Raw genomic sequence first — 14,373 nt, forward strand, 5'->3', positions numbered from 1 at the left:
GGCGATTTTGCAGAGCCATTTTGAAGCCGCGGACAGCTCACCGCATGGCTTTTCTTCGCCTTCGGCTCCGAAGCCATGTCAGTTCGCTGGAAAGGTTTTTTCTAGAAAACCTTGCACATCTTTCACGAAGGACCAAGTTTTTTTTTCAGGTTTTTAGCCACTTAGGATCGACGAATTTCGACAGCTTTCGCGTTGCCTAAAACCAATTCTTGAGCTTGTTTGGGTATAACAAAAAAATTCACTGAACCAACACAGCTTCGGAGCCGAAGGCGAAGAAAAGCTGCGTCGTGAAGTGTCCACGGCTTCAAGATGGCTATGCAAAATTGATCTGAACGAGGGGTGGAACAGTGCTTTGCACGGCCCCCCGAGGAAGGTCGATTTGGCTTGCCAAATTGAAGCTCAAGGGGGCAGCGGGGGGGCTTGCCCCCGACGCATCTTTCTCCTAAATACTCCCGATTAACTACATAAGGTGGAAAGGCCTCCATATTTCGGGAAGTGTTACCTCAGCATGCTGTATTTTGAACCATGCTGATTTTTCTTACCTATTGGGGAAGCTTCCAGGGCTTGATGACGCCCTTTTCAAGACGCATTTTACCCTCTACCGCGGCTATGTAAAGAATACCAATACCCTTCAAAAGGCCCTTGAAGAAATGAGGAAAAAAGGGGAGGACCGGACCGTTGCCTATGGGGCTCTAAAGCGGCGATTTGCCTGGGAATTTGATGGGACGGTACTCCATGAATATTACCCCTGGGTATTACTTTGAGAATCTCGGGGCAAAGCCCCTTTCTGAAAAAAGCCCCCTTTTCAAAAAAATAGTTTCCTGCTTTGGCTCCTTTGAGGCTTGGCAAAGGAACCTCGTCTCGACCGGAATGATCCGAGGAATTGGGTGGGTGATTCTCTATCAAGACCCGATTGATGGGCTTCTCTACAATATCTGGGTCGATGAGCACAATATCAATCATATTCCAGGGGCCGAGCCCCTTCTCATCATGGATGTGAGGGAGCACGCCTATATCACCGAATATGGCCTGAGTCGCCTAGGGTACATCCAGGTCTTCCTAAAGAACATCAATTGGGAAATCGTTGAGAGTCGCTTTTTGAAGTGCGCAGCTGAAAAAGAAGCAAGATAAGCGTTGCGGTTGTAACGATCAGCATCATCCCCGCAGGAAAAAGAGCCTGGGTCAAAAGAAAGCGGTACGAGAAAAAGGCATCTAAAAGAAGAAGCAAGATCAATGAGGCGTAGAGCCCCCATCTCCGAAAGGTCAAGACTTTCACACTTGAAAAAAGAAGGGCTAAGCCAAAAGTTCCTCCTGCAAGCAGAGAGGGAAGACTCTTCTTTGTTGCAAATCCCATCACTCCTCCGGCAAATACCAAAATTGAGTAGAGAAGAACGGTCACTCCAATTTTTTTGAAAATTGCTTTTTCCATAGAGCTCATTATACCACTTCGGGACCAAACGGCAAGAGAAATTTTTTCAATCGGCTCCAAAAAATAGCTTGTGTTGTATTTTTATATTGTTTTTTATTTACCAAATGTTAATAATGCCCAATACTTGTTGAATAGTAGGAAGAGGATGTACACCGAATACTTTGGTCCAATTGATCGAGAAAAGCTAAGCGATGCGAACCATCATCTTGAAGCTGCAGCTCGCAAACTGCAGCAAGGGGGGCTTGTTGCTTTTCCGACAGAAACAACTTATGGGCTCGGCGCAATTATCTTAAATGTGCCAGCGATTGAACGTCTTTTTGCAGCTAAGGGACGCCCTGCCGATCGCTCTCTTCCTGTACAAGTAGCAAATATCGAACAAGTTAAATTTGTTGCAAAAGATCTTCCTTCAGAAGTCTTTGCCTTAGCAAAGCGCTTTCTTCCTGGTCCTTTGACCCTCGTTTTGAAAAAGCATCCAAATCTCTGCTCAAAGGTGACAGCGGGTAAAGAGACTGTTGCGATTCGGATCCCTTCTGATCCCATTGCTCTCCGACTTATTGAACTAACGGGATGTCCTTTAGCCGTTCCTTCGGCTAACCAATCGGGGAAGCCAAGTCCTACAACAGCTGCCCATGTCCTTGAAGATCTTAACGGCCTGATTGAAGGGATTGTCGATGGGGGGGAGACCGAGCTTGGAATAGAGACGACGATCCTTTCCTTAGAAGATCCGATGAAACCTACCATTTTGCGGGTAGGGGCGATCTCTCAAAAAGAGATCGAGGAAGCACTTGGTCGGCAAGTGACCATTCATCCTGCTGCCCTCCTTTTAGATAGAAATAGTTGTTTCCCCAAGCTCCGCTCAACGGTTCGTCTTTTTGCTTCTTGGGATGAGATGAAGATTTACCTCAAGCTCAGTGCTCCTAGTAAGCGGCTTATCATGAGTGAAGAGCCTGCCCCCATCGAAGGAGGGGATCACTTCAAGCTTTCAGCGAAGAGCTTTTATGAGGGGCTCCGAACGGCAAACCGTGATGGATATGTAGAGGTTTTAGTTCTTTGTGATCCGCAGCTCAAGCGGAATGCTTTTCTCCTCAACCGCCTCAAGCAGATCGCCAGCACCTAGTGTTTTTGATGGTTTGCTTTGTTTGATTTTTGTGTTTTAAACTAGCAGTAAATATCCATTAATCCATATGCGGACAGCTCACCGCGTTCATTCTGGCGCCCTCCGGGCTTGAACTCACGTCAGTTCGCTGGGGAAGATAAAAAAGAAAAAAACTCTCCTGCGAAGGGACAGCCCTCAACCGCCAGGTTGGAAAGGGCTGCTCAGAGCAGTCCGCGGCTTCAGGGCGAACCTGTAAAATCGGCATGAAGGAGGGGTGGATCAGTGCTTCGCACGGCCCCCCTCTTGAAGGTCCGATTTGACTGTTCGCTTGAAGCTCAAGGGGCAGCGGGGGCGCAGCCCCGATGCATCTCTATATGGATCCTTGGAGTTATCAGCTGGTTTAGAGCACAAAAATTCAACAAAACAAACCATTACCACCAAACCACTACCTACTGTGGTGGGAAATGTCATTCCAAAGCTTTAAAGCCCGCACTTCGTGCTCATATCCTAGAATGGAAAGTGATGCGGTTGAAAGAGTGAGCCGCCGCCCCATTTCTATAGGCATCTCCAGCTAGCAGGTTGCAAAAGCGCAGGAAAAATGACCACTTGTAAAAAGGGCAATCTTCCCCTCGAGCGACTCGAGTTTTTGGACAAGGCACATCCCTCGTTTAATAACCTCTTCAACCGGCTCTCCAGCAGGAGCACCATGGGTAAAGATGTTCCAGTCAGTATTGGTTTTGTGGATTTCAGCGCTTGTCAATCCCTCGTAGGCCCCATAGTTCCACTCGAGAATATCATCATCGACCTGGGGCTCGAGGCCACAGATAAGACAGGTCTCCTTGGCTCGCTTGAGGGGGCTTGAAAAGACATGGTCGAACCGGATTTTTTCAAGCCGCCTGCCCAGGGCCATTGCCTCAACTTCCCCTTTGTCGGTGAGGGGAATATCGGTGAGTCCGGTATGCTTTCCATCGCGGGACCACTCGGTTTCCCCATGGCGGATGAGGTAGATCTCTTTCTCACAGGGCTTCTTCAAGCTCTCCCCGCTCATTTTCAGAAAAGAGTCCTCTTAGGTCAACCCGGTTTCTTCCTCCGGAAGAACCTCTAGGGTTGAGCACTCCTTCAAGCATGTTTTGGAGTCCCTCCTTACTAAAGACACTGCGGAGGGTTTCTGCCATAATAATGTGCATGATCTGAGAGGTGGGGATCCCTCCCTCGCTACTGATATTTGTCAGCTCTAGGCGGTTGATGGGGCGGAGTTTTCGGTTAGCCCTCCCTCCCGTCGTATAAGCAAGCTCGACCTGAAGATTTGTAATGACAAGCCGCTTAATGAGGACCTTAGTTGTCTCTTTTTTAGCTGCGGCTTGGGCTTTTTCCTCACTTGTCGCACGGCTCATATTGTTCATGATGGTGGTCCAGTTTCCCTTTCGGCTGCGAGGGGAGTCAAACTCAAGACCGAGGTAAATATCATCCATGGTCATGTCTTCAATGACGATATTTTTATCGAAAAAGCGGGTGAGGGGAATGCTAATATCGATCTTAGCAACAGAAAGGGCGCGGGGCGTTTTGTTATAGCCGCGGGGGTTACCCACCTGTATTCCATCGACCGAAAGGGAAGCGGAAGAGACCTTGATATCGGAAATCGTCACCGCCACTTGCGCCCGTTTCGACAGCTTATGGGATACGATTGTGGGAAGCATATTCCATAAAAGGACACCCACTAAACAGGCAATGACAACGAGTCCAAAAAAAATAATAAGAAACTTTTTCATCTAAAAATTCACCGATCCTCGCAGTGTTAATCCTTGAAGGGCGACAAGGCCCGTACTGAGCCAAGTCTCTTTTGCTCCGCTTGCAGGAGCAGCTGTTGAGCGGAAAATCTCCTGCAGGTTGGTCCAGATATTCATCTCGTAGCCCGCAAAAATCTCAAAGCGCCACTTGTTAAAACTTCGCTGATAGGAGGGGCCCAGAAGCAGTTGCGTGGTAAAAGAAACCCGGTAATCGCGGTAGCGGGCATCGCGAACCGGTACCAGGGCATTATCTCCCGGCTGCGAAGGGGTATTGACCGTCTGCTTTGAATGGTTTTTATACCGGCCAATGACAAGGGCTGTGGTAAATTTTCCCGTGGTATAAAAGTGGTTGCCCCAAAACCAATCAAAGCTTAAGCCGGTACGGAAGCCAAAGCCCCAATATTTCCACCGATTGGTGGTCGAAGTGGCACTCGTCCCTGCATCGAAGTAGCGGACCTTCCAGTTTTGATGGGTCCAGACACCGCTAAAAGCCCCGAGAAGCTTCAACCGAAGGTGGGGGTTATTGTCGATATGAAAGACTCGGTGGGCGATCAGATCAGCCGTTTTATAGTGGAGTTGGATCCGACTCGTCGCGTGGTCGATTGGATTCGAAAAAACCTGCGGGAAGGTTCCCGTTGTAAACTGTTCTGGAGAGGAAGACCGTTTTATCCGGTCGGTCCCCTTAAAGTGGATGTAAGTCCATTCAAAATCAGCTTCCCAGAAGTTGGGAGCGCGGTAATAGCCGATTGAAAAGCGGTAGCCGGGATCGAAGTCAAACTCGGCCTGCTCGAAATCTCCCTGCGCATAGGAATTGCTCGGTCCCCAAGCCGGTTTTTTCATCCGGATGGCGTAGTCAAGAGCGCCCTCATTGACGCTCCAGAAAAGAAATTCCCCATTGATCACCACCACTGCATCATCTTTATTGAAGAGGTCTTGCTCATCAGGGGGAACCTGCTGCTGCGCATAGACAAATGCTGGAACAAGGAGTAATAAAAGGAACTTCTTATGCATCATTATTTCCTATAGATTGGACTCTGAAACTTCAAAATCCCGATCCATCACGGTTTTGCGTCCATCTGCTTGCGCATTATTGATCGCTTTGGCAACCTCTCTTTCGACGATGCGAGTCAGCGCTTCCGCAGCTGATGCAGAGGTGCTCATCCCCGCCTTATCTTTAATGTATTTTTTGACTTTGCTAACAACAACAAGAATTTCCATAAACCTACCTTCATATAAGTGAATTTTTGAACATTCTCCAACGTATAACGAAAAAAGAATTTCACGACAAATCCTTTCTTTTCTTTCATAGACATGTTACCCTTGCTAACATGAAACGGATCATCATGGGAAAGCATGCGTTAGAGGAAGTTCTCCAGAAAAGTCCGGAGCGCTTTCTCCATGTCTACACCCATAAAAAAGAGGATCCTCTTGCGACCGACCTCAAAAAACAAGGGGTCAAGGTCTTATGCGCTCCCAAGCAAAAGCTCGCTTCTCTTGCAGGGTCAGAGTCCCACCAGGGCTTTGTCGCCGAAGTGAAGGAGCGGGAATTCTTAACGCCGAAAGCTTTTCTGCAAGACGCTCCTGAAAAAAGTCTCGTTTTGATGTGCGATGCGATTCAGGATCCCCAAAACTTTGGGGCGATTCTCCGCGCTGCCGAGTGCTTTAGAGTCGATGCGGTTATCTACTCGAAGAACCGAAATGTGGCCCTCACCCCTGTTGTGAGCAAGTCAAGTGTGGGCGCTTCTGAGCTGGTCCCTCTAATGCCCGTCTCAAACTTGGCCGACACCCAAAAGAAGTTCCAAGATGGGGGCTACTTTTCTGTCGCTGCTGAACTAAAAGAGGGAGCCCACTCCCTTTTTGATTTTGAGTTTCCAGAAAGGACCCTCCTCATCTTAGGGGCTGAGGGGAGTGGCATCCAGCGCCTCGTCTCCGATCGGGCCGACTTTCACGTCATGATCCCGATGCAAGGGGCGATCGATTCGCTTAACGTTTCTCAAGCCGCGGCAACCTTTTTAGCAATGCACAGTTCACACCGTTAGTCCACCCAAACCCTTGCTGAAGGGCATACTCGCCTCGGGCAATATCCAAAGAGCAGTCACGCACATTATACTTTTCAAGGAGAGTCCCCGTTTCCTTGAAGATCTTTTCGGAAAGGGCAAGCCACCGGCGGGCCCCTTCCATCGCGAGATCGGTATAGCCATAGTTGAGGAGTCCTTGGATGGTGATCCACTGGAGCGGAGCCCAGCCATTGGGCATGTCCCACTGGTGGCCACTTTCGGTCAGCGTCGTGACAAAACCCCCATCCTTTAGAAAGTCGATGTAAAGCCGCTTTACACAGGCCTCTGCTTGCTCGGGGGTGGCTGCTTTGACGAAGAGGGGGGTGACCCCGGCAAGGGAGAGGGTAGGGCTAGGCTCTTTCTTCTTAAAGTTGTAGTCGAAGAAGAAATCCTCTTTCCAAAAGAGGGTCTGGATCGCTTTTTTTCGTTTGGCAGCGGCAGCGGCATAAGGGGCAGGATCTTTGGCGAAGCGGGCCAAGGTCTCTTCTAAATGGTAAAGGAGACAGTTAAGGTCAATGGGGAGGATGTCGAGGGTGCAGATCGTCTGAAAACTCTTTTGGTCTCCGATCCAACGGGAGCTAAAGTCCCATCCAGAGGCGCAGGCGGCCCTTAAGTGTTGGAAGAACTCGGGAGGGATCCCCTCTTTGGCTAGGGTGGTTTCGCGGAGGTAAGCTTCAGGGCGGGGGATATTTAGGGGATCGAAGTAGCGGTTGAGCCCCAGGTCTCCCTTACAAGTCTCTATCCAATAGGCATATTCTTTTTCAAGGTGGGGGATATACTTGAGGGCGAACTCCTTTTCCCCAGCATCATAGAGGAGGGTGAGCAAAAAAGAGAAGTAAGGGGGCTGGGAGCGGGAGGCAAAGTAGACCCGGTTCCCGTTAGGGATAAAGCCAAACTGCTCAATCAGAAAGGCAAAGTTTTCGACCATGTTCTTAACCAAGGTCATATCTTCTAAGCCGAGGGCGGTAAAGTAGCTGTCCCAGTAAAAGCATTCGCGGAACCGGCCCCCAGGAACGATGTGGGGCTTGGGAAGGGAGATCAAAGAACTATACCCAAACAAGTTCAAGAATTGGTTTTTCCCCACGCCAGCATCCCCATCTTTAACTCCCTCTGCATCGCCCCTATCTCCTCGATAGGGGACTGCTTCGAGGGAGCTAAATCTGGGGCGCCGGCTTTGGCAAATTCCCAATTCTTGAATTTGTTTGGGTATATAAGGAGAGGGGGCCCGCATCTCTTTAAGGAGGATCGGCCACATCTTCTTAATATAGTCTTCCATGGTTGAGGCTTGGGGAACCTGCTCCTCTTCTTGGGTTGGAAGGTCAAAATGCTCTTCCACAAACCGTTTAAGATCAAAGTCACCGCTCTTTTTCTGGGTCTCAAAGGCTTTTAAAATTTCATCGGGAGGGGAGCGGGGAATGCTATCTACAAAGGTCTTTCCATCGGGAAAGATTTGGGCTATTTGGACCGCTTCAAAAAGGGGGCCCGAAACTTGTATAAATTTTTCATCGCTCATTCTAATCAAGATAGGAAAAATCGAATAAAAAGCAATTGACAATCCGCCCAAGTTTTGCCAGAAGAAGGTTACGAGACGACACAAACTGTTAGGGTGAAAATGGAAGGGGGGAAAACTTCCAGATCTTTTTGGCAAAGGATGCTGCTCATCAACCCGTACTACTTTGTCCTACTCATGGCCGGGTTTTTCACCCTAAATGTTTGCCATGTCGTCTCTTTGGATCAAGAGTGGAGCTTTTCTCTCACATACTTTCTCGCTTATGCACTGCTACAAAGCTTTTTAGAGGTCATTCTCCTAGGCTTGGTCGCTCATCTGATTAAGCGCTATTTTCCTAACCCTTTTTACTATGGGTTCATTAGCCTTTGCCTTCTCTTTTTTATCCTTCGCTACATCGACTTTACCCTGACCCGCTTTATGGATATCTCGGTTTTTTACGGTCTCCGTTGGGTCTTTGATGAGAGTTTTGAAAACTTTATCGAACTCCTTCATTTGACGGGAATTAGCATTATGACTTGGGCTTTTCTTCTTGCAGCAACCGTGACGGTTATTCCACTATTGGCGGTCGGGCTTTACAAGTTAACCGCAAAGCTAGCGACAAAAAAGCCTCTAAAGGTGACCTATCGAGGGCTGGCGCAGGTCCTTTGCTGTTTACCCTTAGGGCTGATAGCCCTTGATTTTACAGTGACTCCTAGATTAGACCGGCAACAGTACTATTATTATGAGCGGGTCCTTCCCTGGAAGTCGACCCTTTTTTCCCAAGAGAAGGTGTTGCTCCGCCTCGGTCGTCCCCTAAAATCGCTTCCGAATGAAAACAAAACGCTTAAAATCCTCCACACAACGCCCATTGCAGCGGCCAACAAGCCGAACATCTACCTCTTTATCGTGGAGAGTTTGCGTGATGACTTTATGACCGAGGAGACGGCCCCCCACATTGCCACCTTTAGAGAGGAAAATGTCCGCTTTGGAAAGACCTTTTCCAATGCCAACGCGACCCATAAGGCGTGGTATTCCCTTTTTTACTCCCGCTACCCCTTCCTTTGGGCCGAGACCCAAAAGAAGTGGGAGTCGGGGAGTCCTCCTCTCCAAATTCTCAAAAAGATGGGGTATGACATCCATGTCTATTCGGGGTCTCAGCTCCGCTACTACCGGCTCGATAAATTGATGTTTGGGACCCATCACTACCTTGCCGATTCCTATCATGTCTATCCCCACTATGCTCCGGTCCAAGCCTGGGAGTCTGACACCCGAGCGGTGAATAAATTTTTGGGTCATCTCGATAAAGAAAAGAGCAAAGAGGGGAACCTCTTTATTTTCTTTATCGACTCGACCCACTTTAACTATAGTTGGCCCGACGACTATCCCACCCACTTTACACCCATTAGCGAGGAAAAGACAGATCTTCGGGTTTCCAATTCGATTAAAAATGTCCACCTCACAAAGAACCGGTACCGAAACTCGATCCACTTTGTCGATTCTCTCTTTGGGCAGGTGGTGAACCGCCTAAAAGAAAAGGGGCTTTATGACGATGCCCTGATCCTTTTTACCGCTGACCATGGCGAGGAGTTTTTCGAGGAAGGACAACTCTTTCACGCCTCCCATCTCAGCGCAATGCAAACCGAGCCCCCACTTTACATGAAGCTTGGGGATAACAAGCGGCTCAAAACCGTAAAGACCGATGAAATTATCACCTCTCATGTCGACATCTTCCCGACCCTCATCGATTACCTGCTGGGGGAGCAGCCCTATCCCTTTTTTGATGGGGAGTCTCTGTTCAAAGAAGGGCGCTTTCCCTTTGTGATCACAGGGCGCTTCAACGGCCCCCGCGCTCCCGAAGAGTTTTTCATCCACGATGGGACGCTCAAGTGCACCCTCCGCTTTAACACCGACCGGGAACTTGAGGTGCGCTCCCTCAAAAACACCCTCGGTCGCCCCCTCAAAATCAATAAAGAGGCCCTAAAAGCCCGCTATGCTCCTGTTTTCAAAAAAATCATAAATAATTAAATCATTTATTATTATTTATTCATAACTATACATTGTGCTATAATGTAATAGTTAAAATAAATTAACATTAGTAATAGCATGGTTTTAGTTGATAGAACACTCCCTAGTAGGGACTTAGATGAGCCGCTCAAGCTAGCAAGACTTGAGGATGCCCGCGCCTGTTTAAAAAAATTATTTAAAATCCCCTCGGCTGATGACCGGGATCTCTTTATTGAAATGCACAATTTTCAGAGGACGCGCCATACCCTTTCCTTTATGGAGCAGATGGAGATCCACAAGGCTTATGAGGAGTGGTATGAGGCTTATAGCGCTTATGCAGGGCTTGTAGAGGCAATGACCCCCTCCGACTATAGCCTTAGGGGGATTCTCAAGGAGTTTTTTCTCAGTATTGGCGACCTATTTACCGATGAGAGGGAGAAGCTTCATAAGGCCCGCGTGACTTATTTTGAAGTTGCTGATCAGATACAGAGTGACGAACAAAAAGCGATTACCGCTTTTTCAGACTACTTCGAGACAGACAAACCGGTGACCACTCTCAAAGAGGTTAGGGATTACTTAAAGCTGATGAACAAGAGGGCGCGCAACCCTAAGCTTTATAGGGAATTTCGAACCCGTTACTTTAATGAGGTGAAGCTAGAGGCTCACTGGAACCTCGATTATGTCTTTCAAAAAGCGATCAAGCCTCCTAAAAGATCAAAGAGGGCACCTCTTCTCCTCGGCCAGCACCATTTTAGACCCAAAAGAAGAGTGAGGCCGTTATTCTTTTATGAGACTCCGTTGGTGCCAACTCTTCTTTCGATTGAACAGAGCTCCGACGACGGATATGTGACTGCAGACGATAGTCCAAGTTGGGTTGACGAGCAATTTTACGACTGTATCGAACCAGATTGGGCACCCTTGCGACTTAAGGAGACAATCTCAAAAAAAGAGAAGGCAGAGGAAGCCAAAACAAAAAAGGAAAGAGAAGACTCTCTTATAAAGAAGGGAAAGCGGAATACTAATCGTAAAACAGTCGCTAAAAAGAAAGCGCCTCCTGCACTGATATGGAAAGAGTCTGAGGCTGCTCAGATGGTGCAAACGATTTTTATGAGTCTTCAGACTGAACATGAAGAGATTCGGAAGCTTATTGAGCAAACGTTTATTCCATCAAGTGCTCTTGAGTCGGTAGAACTTTGTGGCCGTGAATATAAGATTACCTTAAAATCCCCAATGGTAGGGTCAGCAGGTACCGTTAAAGCGGGAGGCTGGCAAGATATGGTAAACTCTCGCCTAAAAGCTGAAAAAGTTCTTTGGGTAAGAGCCAATGATGAAGGTTCCATCTCCTTTCATGGAGACTCGATGCATATGGGAATTCATATCGCAGATTTTTCATTTCTTTATGATAGGTGTTCGAGTGAAAAACAGAAGCTTGGCCTTAAAGCGCTTCTTAGAAAAAATGGCTATACCCATTGGTTGACAGGCAATACGACAGTTCCCCTTCAATTTACGGTTAAGATCAATAAGATCCGGGTTACTAAAGATAGAGTCTTTCTCCATTTTGAAAGAAGCCAGAAGCAAGTGGCATTGCCTTTTGGAGGAAAAGGGCCCACTGCGGGAATTATCGATGGTGCGATCAATAAAATGAAGCAGGTTAGCTTCACTCATAAAGAAGCGATCGCAACTTTTAGGGATTTTATCTGGAAGTCTGCTACAGCTTAATCCTGCAAAAAACTGCAACAGCTATTGCAGGATTTTGTCGAGTGCTTTTTGGTAGCTCGGATGGTGGCGCAGGCGGCTATGTTTGCCGTTCTCGATGGAAACAAGGACGGCGTCTTGTTTGTTTTTAAGAAGTTTGAGGAGGCGGGTGCTCGAATCGTAGGGGACGAGCTCGTCGTGGGTCCCATGGAAGATATGGATGGGGGAGTCGACCCGGACGATCCACTTGTCGGTCCGGAAGTGGTACTTGAGAATCATGGGGACGAGGAAGCGGGGAAGGTAGGGGAGCTGGCGTGGTGTCAGGTCGAGGATGCTAAAGTAAGGGGCTTCAAGGACGAGGTTTTTGGGGTCGTGGTGGGAGGCAACGTAGGTAGCGATCCCTGTTCCTAGAGAGCGGCCATAGACGACGATCTGCTCTTCTCGGTACTGGTCGAGAAGATAGCTGTAGCAGTAGTCAGCGTCGTGGCAGATCCCCTTTTCACTGAGCTTTCCGGTGCTTTTCCCAAAACCCCGATAGTCCATGATAAAGAGGTCGTAGCCGCGGGAGGTAAACTCACGCACGACGGGCCCCCATTTTCCTCCCAAGTTCCCTCCCCGTCCATGGAAATAGAGGACCACCCCTTTGGGATTGTCGATTTTGAAGTGGAGGGCATTGATCCGGGCATCTTGATCGGTCTCTAGGAAGAGCTCATCAAAAGGCTCTTTAAAGGTAAAGGCATAGTCGCTGGGGAGGGTTCTCTTATGAAAGAGCATCGCTTCTTGCTCTTGGTAGATATACCCAATAAAGATGAAGATCGTAAAGAAGAAGGCGCTGATGGTTAAAAAGATCGTTTTATTCATTCCTTGCCCCAACCAAAGACATTACGGATGATGTTCCACCGCCCCTCAGACTTTAGGGGAGGGCAGCCATTCATCCAATACTCATATTGCTCCTTTTTAAAGCCACTATTTTCCTGGATGGTGAGCCAGCGGTTTAAAAAGAAAAGGAATGCAAACGCATTGTATTTAATTGGATAGGCTAGGTAGGAGGTCCCAGCTTGGGGCCCGTAGTCGATCACCACATAATCGAGGTGGGTCCGACAGTACCCGATCCCTGCTTCTTTTTTCCAAATCACAGCGTCTACCTTTCCCGACTGCAAAAAATCCTTAATTTGTTCTAAGGAGCTGGGCAAAAATAACTCATGCCTTTCTGCAACCGTAACATCTTCATCTGCTTTGTTGCAACTCCTTGAAAGCTAATAAGCTTCCTGCGGATTTGCGCCGCGCAGCTAAAGCGCTATGGCACCAGAAATGCATGAGTTATTTTTCCCCAACTCCTAAGTGTGTGAGCTCTACAGTCTCCGCATCGGGGAGAATCTGCTCCAGAATCTCCTTATAAAACCCCGGGACCCCAATCGTCAAGTGACGATTTTTCTTTAAATTTGTCAAATGCTATTCTAAAATAAGAGAAGAAATTCCGCAACTGGGCTCTCAAATGGTGTGCAATGCCCTTAGGAAAGTACGTGGAAGCTATAAAGCACTTAAAATTAAAAAAGGTCAAGAAGTTCCCGAGATTTCGTTTAAAGAAACATCTAGTATCCACTACTGTGCGCGTACCTTTACTCTCAAAAAAGAGACACTGTCTCTTTTTTCTATAAACAAAAGGATCAAATGTTCTTTTCGAATAGGACCGCATCAAGAGAAATACCTTAACCAAGGGAAGATCAAAGAAGGCGAACTTATTCGGAGGGGAAAAGAGTGGTTCTTTAACCTTGTTATTGAGCTCCCAGAAGTTCCCCTTAAAAAGGAAGGGACCATTTTGGGGGTTGACCTTGGAGAAAACAATAGTGCCGTTACCTCTAACGGCACTATTTATGGAGGAGGAAAACTTAAAGCTGAGCGAGATAGGTTTCTGAATAGACGGAAGAAGCTTCAGTCCAACGGTTCTAAGGCATCTAAAAGATGTCTGAAAAAAACCTCTGGCAAAGAGCGTCGTCGCGTTAAAGAAACAAACCACTGCATCAGCAAAGCCCTTGTAGAAGAGGCCCTTTTGAAAGAGGCCAAGATTATAGCTCTCGAAGATTTGAAAAATATTCGAAAGAGAATCAAAGGAAATAAGCGGATGCGGACACGGCTCCACCGCTGGCCTTGGAGGCAGCTTCAGTGCTTTATAGAATATAAAGCACAAAACCAAGGAATCGAAGTTGTCTATGTGGAGCCACAGTACTCCTCTTTGACCTGTTCTCGATGTAAAAAGCTTGGTATTAGGCAAAAGCACCTCTTTAAATGTTTAAGCTGTGGAAGCTATCAGCACAGCGATCGCAATGCAGCGATCAACCACTGCAAGCTTGCTGAGTCTGTTGTCTCAGCAAGGGCACCTGTCAACGTGCCTATGGTAGCAGCAACTGCGCTAGCTACAAGCTCCTTCCTTTAGGGAGGAGTAGTTGACATAAAACCCCATATACCATCAAGCAATCATGATAAGTAAAGTTGAGAATTGCTGTAAACCGTTCTAAGCAATGCGAGGGGGCCGCCTCGAGCAGACTTAGATTTCTTAGGCTTTTTTCTTAGTGTGCATTAGATAGAGGTTGGAAGAACGAAGCGCAAGGTGTAAAGCACCTTGTCGAGTGATGACAGCCTCTAGATGATGTGCAATAAGGAAAAAGACTAGAAATTTAAGTCTGCTCGAGGCGGGACTCGAACCCGCACGGACAAAAGTCCAAGGGATTTTAAGTCCCTTGTGTCTACCAATTTCACCACCCGAGCGTGGGTAACTCTCCCCGTTTGAGGAGAGTTACAGTCTATCCTTTTTCCAG

General features: G+C 47.7%; 15 protein-coding genes and 1 tRNA gene. 7 read left to right on the forward strand and 9 right to left on the reverse strand.

All coding sequences use genetic code 11. The features are described 5' to 3' along the window. Positions 1-518: 518 nt before the first annotated feature. Together NEPTK9_RS09595 and NEPTK9_RS09600 are read left to right on the forward strand one after the other, a co-directional pair. Positions 519-764: a hypothetical protein gene (locus NEPTK9_RS09595; protein WP_228546969.1), complete on the forward strand. Its 246-nt coding sequence runs from the start codon at positions 519-521 to the stop codon at positions 762-764. Continuing rightward, complete coding sequence (locus NEPTK9_RS09600; RefSeq protein WP_228546970.1) at positions 736-1,131, forward strand: superoxide dismutase; 396 nt, start codon at positions 736-738, stop codon at positions 1,129-1,131. The genes NEPTK9_RS09595 and NEPTK9_RS09600 overlap by 29 nt, the downstream gene beginning before the upstream one ends. Here the strand turns inward: NEPTK9_RS09600 and NEPTK9_RS01885 are convergent. Beyond that, positions 1,070-1,429, reverse strand: a complete 360-nt coding sequence (locus NEPTK9_RS01885; protein WP_194847139.1) for a TMEM14 family protein — start codon at positions 1,427-1,429, stop codon at positions 1,070-1,072. The genes NEPTK9_RS09600 and NEPTK9_RS01885 overlap by 62 nt on opposite strands. Before the next feature lie 145 nt (positions 1,430-1,574). On the opposite strand from NEPTK9_RS01885, the gene NEPTK9_RS01890 reads away from it, so the two are divergent. Beyond that, positions 1,575-2,546, forward strand: coding sequence for an L-threonylcarbamoyladenylate synthase (locus NEPTK9_RS01890; protein ID WP_194847140.1), 972 nt, complete (start codon positions 1,575-1,577; stop codon positions 2,544-2,546). 550 nt (positions 2,547-3,096) lie between these two features. Here NEPTK9_RS01890 and NEPTK9_RS01895 read toward each other — a convergent pair. From NEPTK9_RS01895 to NEPTK9_RS01910, 4 genes are read right to left on the reverse strand one after another with little or no spacing between them, the layout of a single operon-like run. Continuing rightward, entirely contained in the window at positions 3,097-3,558 is a 462-nt protein-coding gene (locus tag NEPTK9_RS01895; protein ID WP_228546971.1) for a histidine phosphatase family protein, read from the reverse strand. Continuing rightward, positions 3,542-4,294 (reverse strand): AsmA family protein, encoded by a 753-nt coding sequence (locus NEPTK9_RS01900; protein WP_194847141.1) that lies wholly within the window; start codon positions 4,292-4,294, stop codon positions 3,542-3,544. Before NEPTK9_RS01900 ends, NEPTK9_RS01895 begins: the two co-directional genes overlap by 17 nt. Continuing rightward, on the reverse strand, positions 4,295-5,326 hold the full coding sequence (locus NEPTK9_RS01905; protein WP_228546972.1) for an Lpg1974 family pore-forming outer membrane protein: 1,032 nt from the start codon (positions 5,324-5,326) through the stop codon (positions 4,295-4,297). It lies immediately after the preceding gene. 6 nt (positions 5,327-5,332) lie between these two features. After that, positions 5,333-5,530, reverse strand: a complete 198-nt coding sequence (locus NEPTK9_RS01910; protein ID WP_194847143.1) for a hypothetical protein — start codon at positions 5,528-5,530, stop codon at positions 5,333-5,335. Between the two features lie 26 nt (positions 5,531-5,556). Between NEPTK9_RS01910 and rlmB the strand changes: the two genes are divergently transcribed. Continuing rightward, complete coding sequence (rlmB, locus tag NEPTK9_RS01915) at positions 5,557-6,351, forward strand: 23S rRNA (guanosine(2251)-2'-O)-methyltransferase RlmB (RefSeq protein ID WP_228546973.1); 795 nt, start codon at positions 5,557-5,559, stop codon at positions 6,349-6,351. On the opposite strand, the gene NEPTK9_RS01920 is transcribed toward rlmB, so the two are convergent. Continuing rightward, the gene (locus tag NEPTK9_RS01920; protein ID WP_194847144.1) at positions 6,296-7,882 is read right to left on the reverse strand and encodes a trehalase family glycosidase; all 1,587 of its coding nucleotides are present in this window, start codon (positions 7,880-7,882) and stop codon (positions 6,296-6,298) included. The genes rlmB and NEPTK9_RS01920 overlap by 56 nt on opposite strands. A gap of 138 nt (positions 7,883-8,020) precedes the next feature. Here NEPTK9_RS01920 and NEPTK9_RS01925 point away from each other — a divergent pair, with 138 nt between their 5' ends. Together NEPTK9_RS01925 and NEPTK9_RS01930 are read left to right on the forward strand one after the other, a co-directional pair. After that, positions 8,021-9,883 (forward strand): sulfatase-like hydrolase/transferase, encoded by a 1,863-nt coding sequence (locus NEPTK9_RS01925; protein WP_194847145.1) that lies wholly within the window; start codon positions 8,021-8,023, stop codon positions 9,881-9,883. Between the two features lie 78 nt (positions 9,884-9,961). Further along, complete coding sequence (locus NEPTK9_RS01930) at positions 9,962-11,581, forward strand: hypothetical protein (RefSeq protein WP_194847146.1); 1,620 nt, start codon at positions 9,962-9,964, stop codon at positions 11,579-11,581. Positions 11,582-11,602: 21 nt separating this feature from the next. Here NEPTK9_RS01930 and NEPTK9_RS01935 read toward each other — a convergent pair whose 3' ends face one another. Beyond that, positions 11,603-12,418, reverse strand: coding sequence for an alpha/beta hydrolase (locus tag NEPTK9_RS01935; protein ID WP_194847147.1), 816 nt, complete (start codon positions 12,416-12,418; stop codon positions 11,603-11,605). Further along, a complete protein-coding gene (locus NEPTK9_RS01940) occupies positions 12,415-12,693 on the reverse strand; it encodes a hypothetical protein (RefSeq protein WP_194847148.1) in 279 nt (92 codons plus the stop codon). The genes NEPTK9_RS01935 and NEPTK9_RS01940 overlap by 4 nt, the downstream gene beginning before the upstream one ends. A 347-nt stretch (positions 12,694-13,040) precedes the next feature. On the opposite strand from NEPTK9_RS01940, the gene NEPTK9_RS01945 reads away from it, so the two are divergent. Beyond that, positions 13,041-13,991 carry an RNA-guided endonuclease InsQ/TnpB family protein gene (locus NEPTK9_RS01945; protein ID WP_228546978.1) on the forward strand — a complete coding sequence of 317 codons (951 nt, stop codon included), beginning with the start codon at positions 13,041-13,043 and terminating at the stop codon, positions 13,989-13,991. A gap of 248 nt (positions 13,992-14,239) precedes the next feature. On the opposite strand, the gene NEPTK9_RS01950 is transcribed toward NEPTK9_RS01945, so the two are convergent. Next, positions 14,240-14,323: transfer RNA gene (locus NEPTK9_RS01950), tRNA-Leu, on the reverse strand. Between the last annotated feature and the right edge of the window lie 50 nt (positions 14,324-14,373).

Origin of the sequence: Candidatus Neptunochlamydia vexilliferae, assembly GCF_015356785.1 — a bacterium.
GTDB classification, from domain to species: domain Bacteria; phylum Chlamydiota; class Chlamydiia; order Chlamydiales; family Simkaniaceae; genus Neptunichlamydia; species Neptunichlamydia vexilliferae.

Coding starts and splice junctions, on each gene's coding strand:
- NEPTK9_RS01905 (WP_228546972.1), bottom strand. CDS start 5,326: ATGATGCATAAGAAGTTCCTTTTATTACTCCTTGTTCCAGCATTTGTC.
- NEPTK9_RS01935 (WP_194847147.1), bottom strand. CDS start 12,418: ATGAATAAAACGATCTTTTTAACCATCAGCGCCTTCTTCTTTACGATC.
- NEPTK9_RS01885 (WP_194847139.1), bottom strand. CDS start 1,429: ATGGAAAAAGCAATTTTCAAAAAAATTGGAGTGACCGTTCTTCTCTAC.
- NEPTK9_RS01925 (WP_194847145.1), top strand. CDS start 8,021: ATGCTGCTCATCAACCCGTACTACTTTGTCCTACTCATGGCCGGGTTT.
- NEPTK9_RS09600 (WP_228546970.1), top strand. CDS start 736: ATGAATATTACCCCTGGGTATTACTTTGAGAATCTCGGGGCAAAGCCC.
- NEPTK9_RS01930 (WP_194847146.1), top strand. CDS start 9,962: ATGGTTTTAGTTGATAGAACACTCCCTAGTAGGGACTTAGATGAGCCG.
- NEPTK9_RS01890 (WP_194847140.1), top strand. CDS start 1,575: ATGTACACCGAATACTTTGGTCCAATTGATCGAGAAAAGCTAAGCGAT.
- NEPTK9_RS01920 (WP_194847144.1), bottom strand. CDS start 7,882: ATGAGCGATGAAAAATTTATACAAGTTTCGGGCCCCCTTTTTGAAGCG.
- NEPTK9_RS01900 (WP_194847141.1), bottom strand. CDS start 4,294: ATGAAAAAGTTTCTTATTATTTTTTTTGGACTCGTTGTCATTGCCTGT.
- NEPTK9_RS01910 (WP_194847143.1), bottom strand. CDS start 5,530: ATGGAAATTCTTGTTGTTGTTAGCAAAGTCAAAAAATACATTAAAGAT.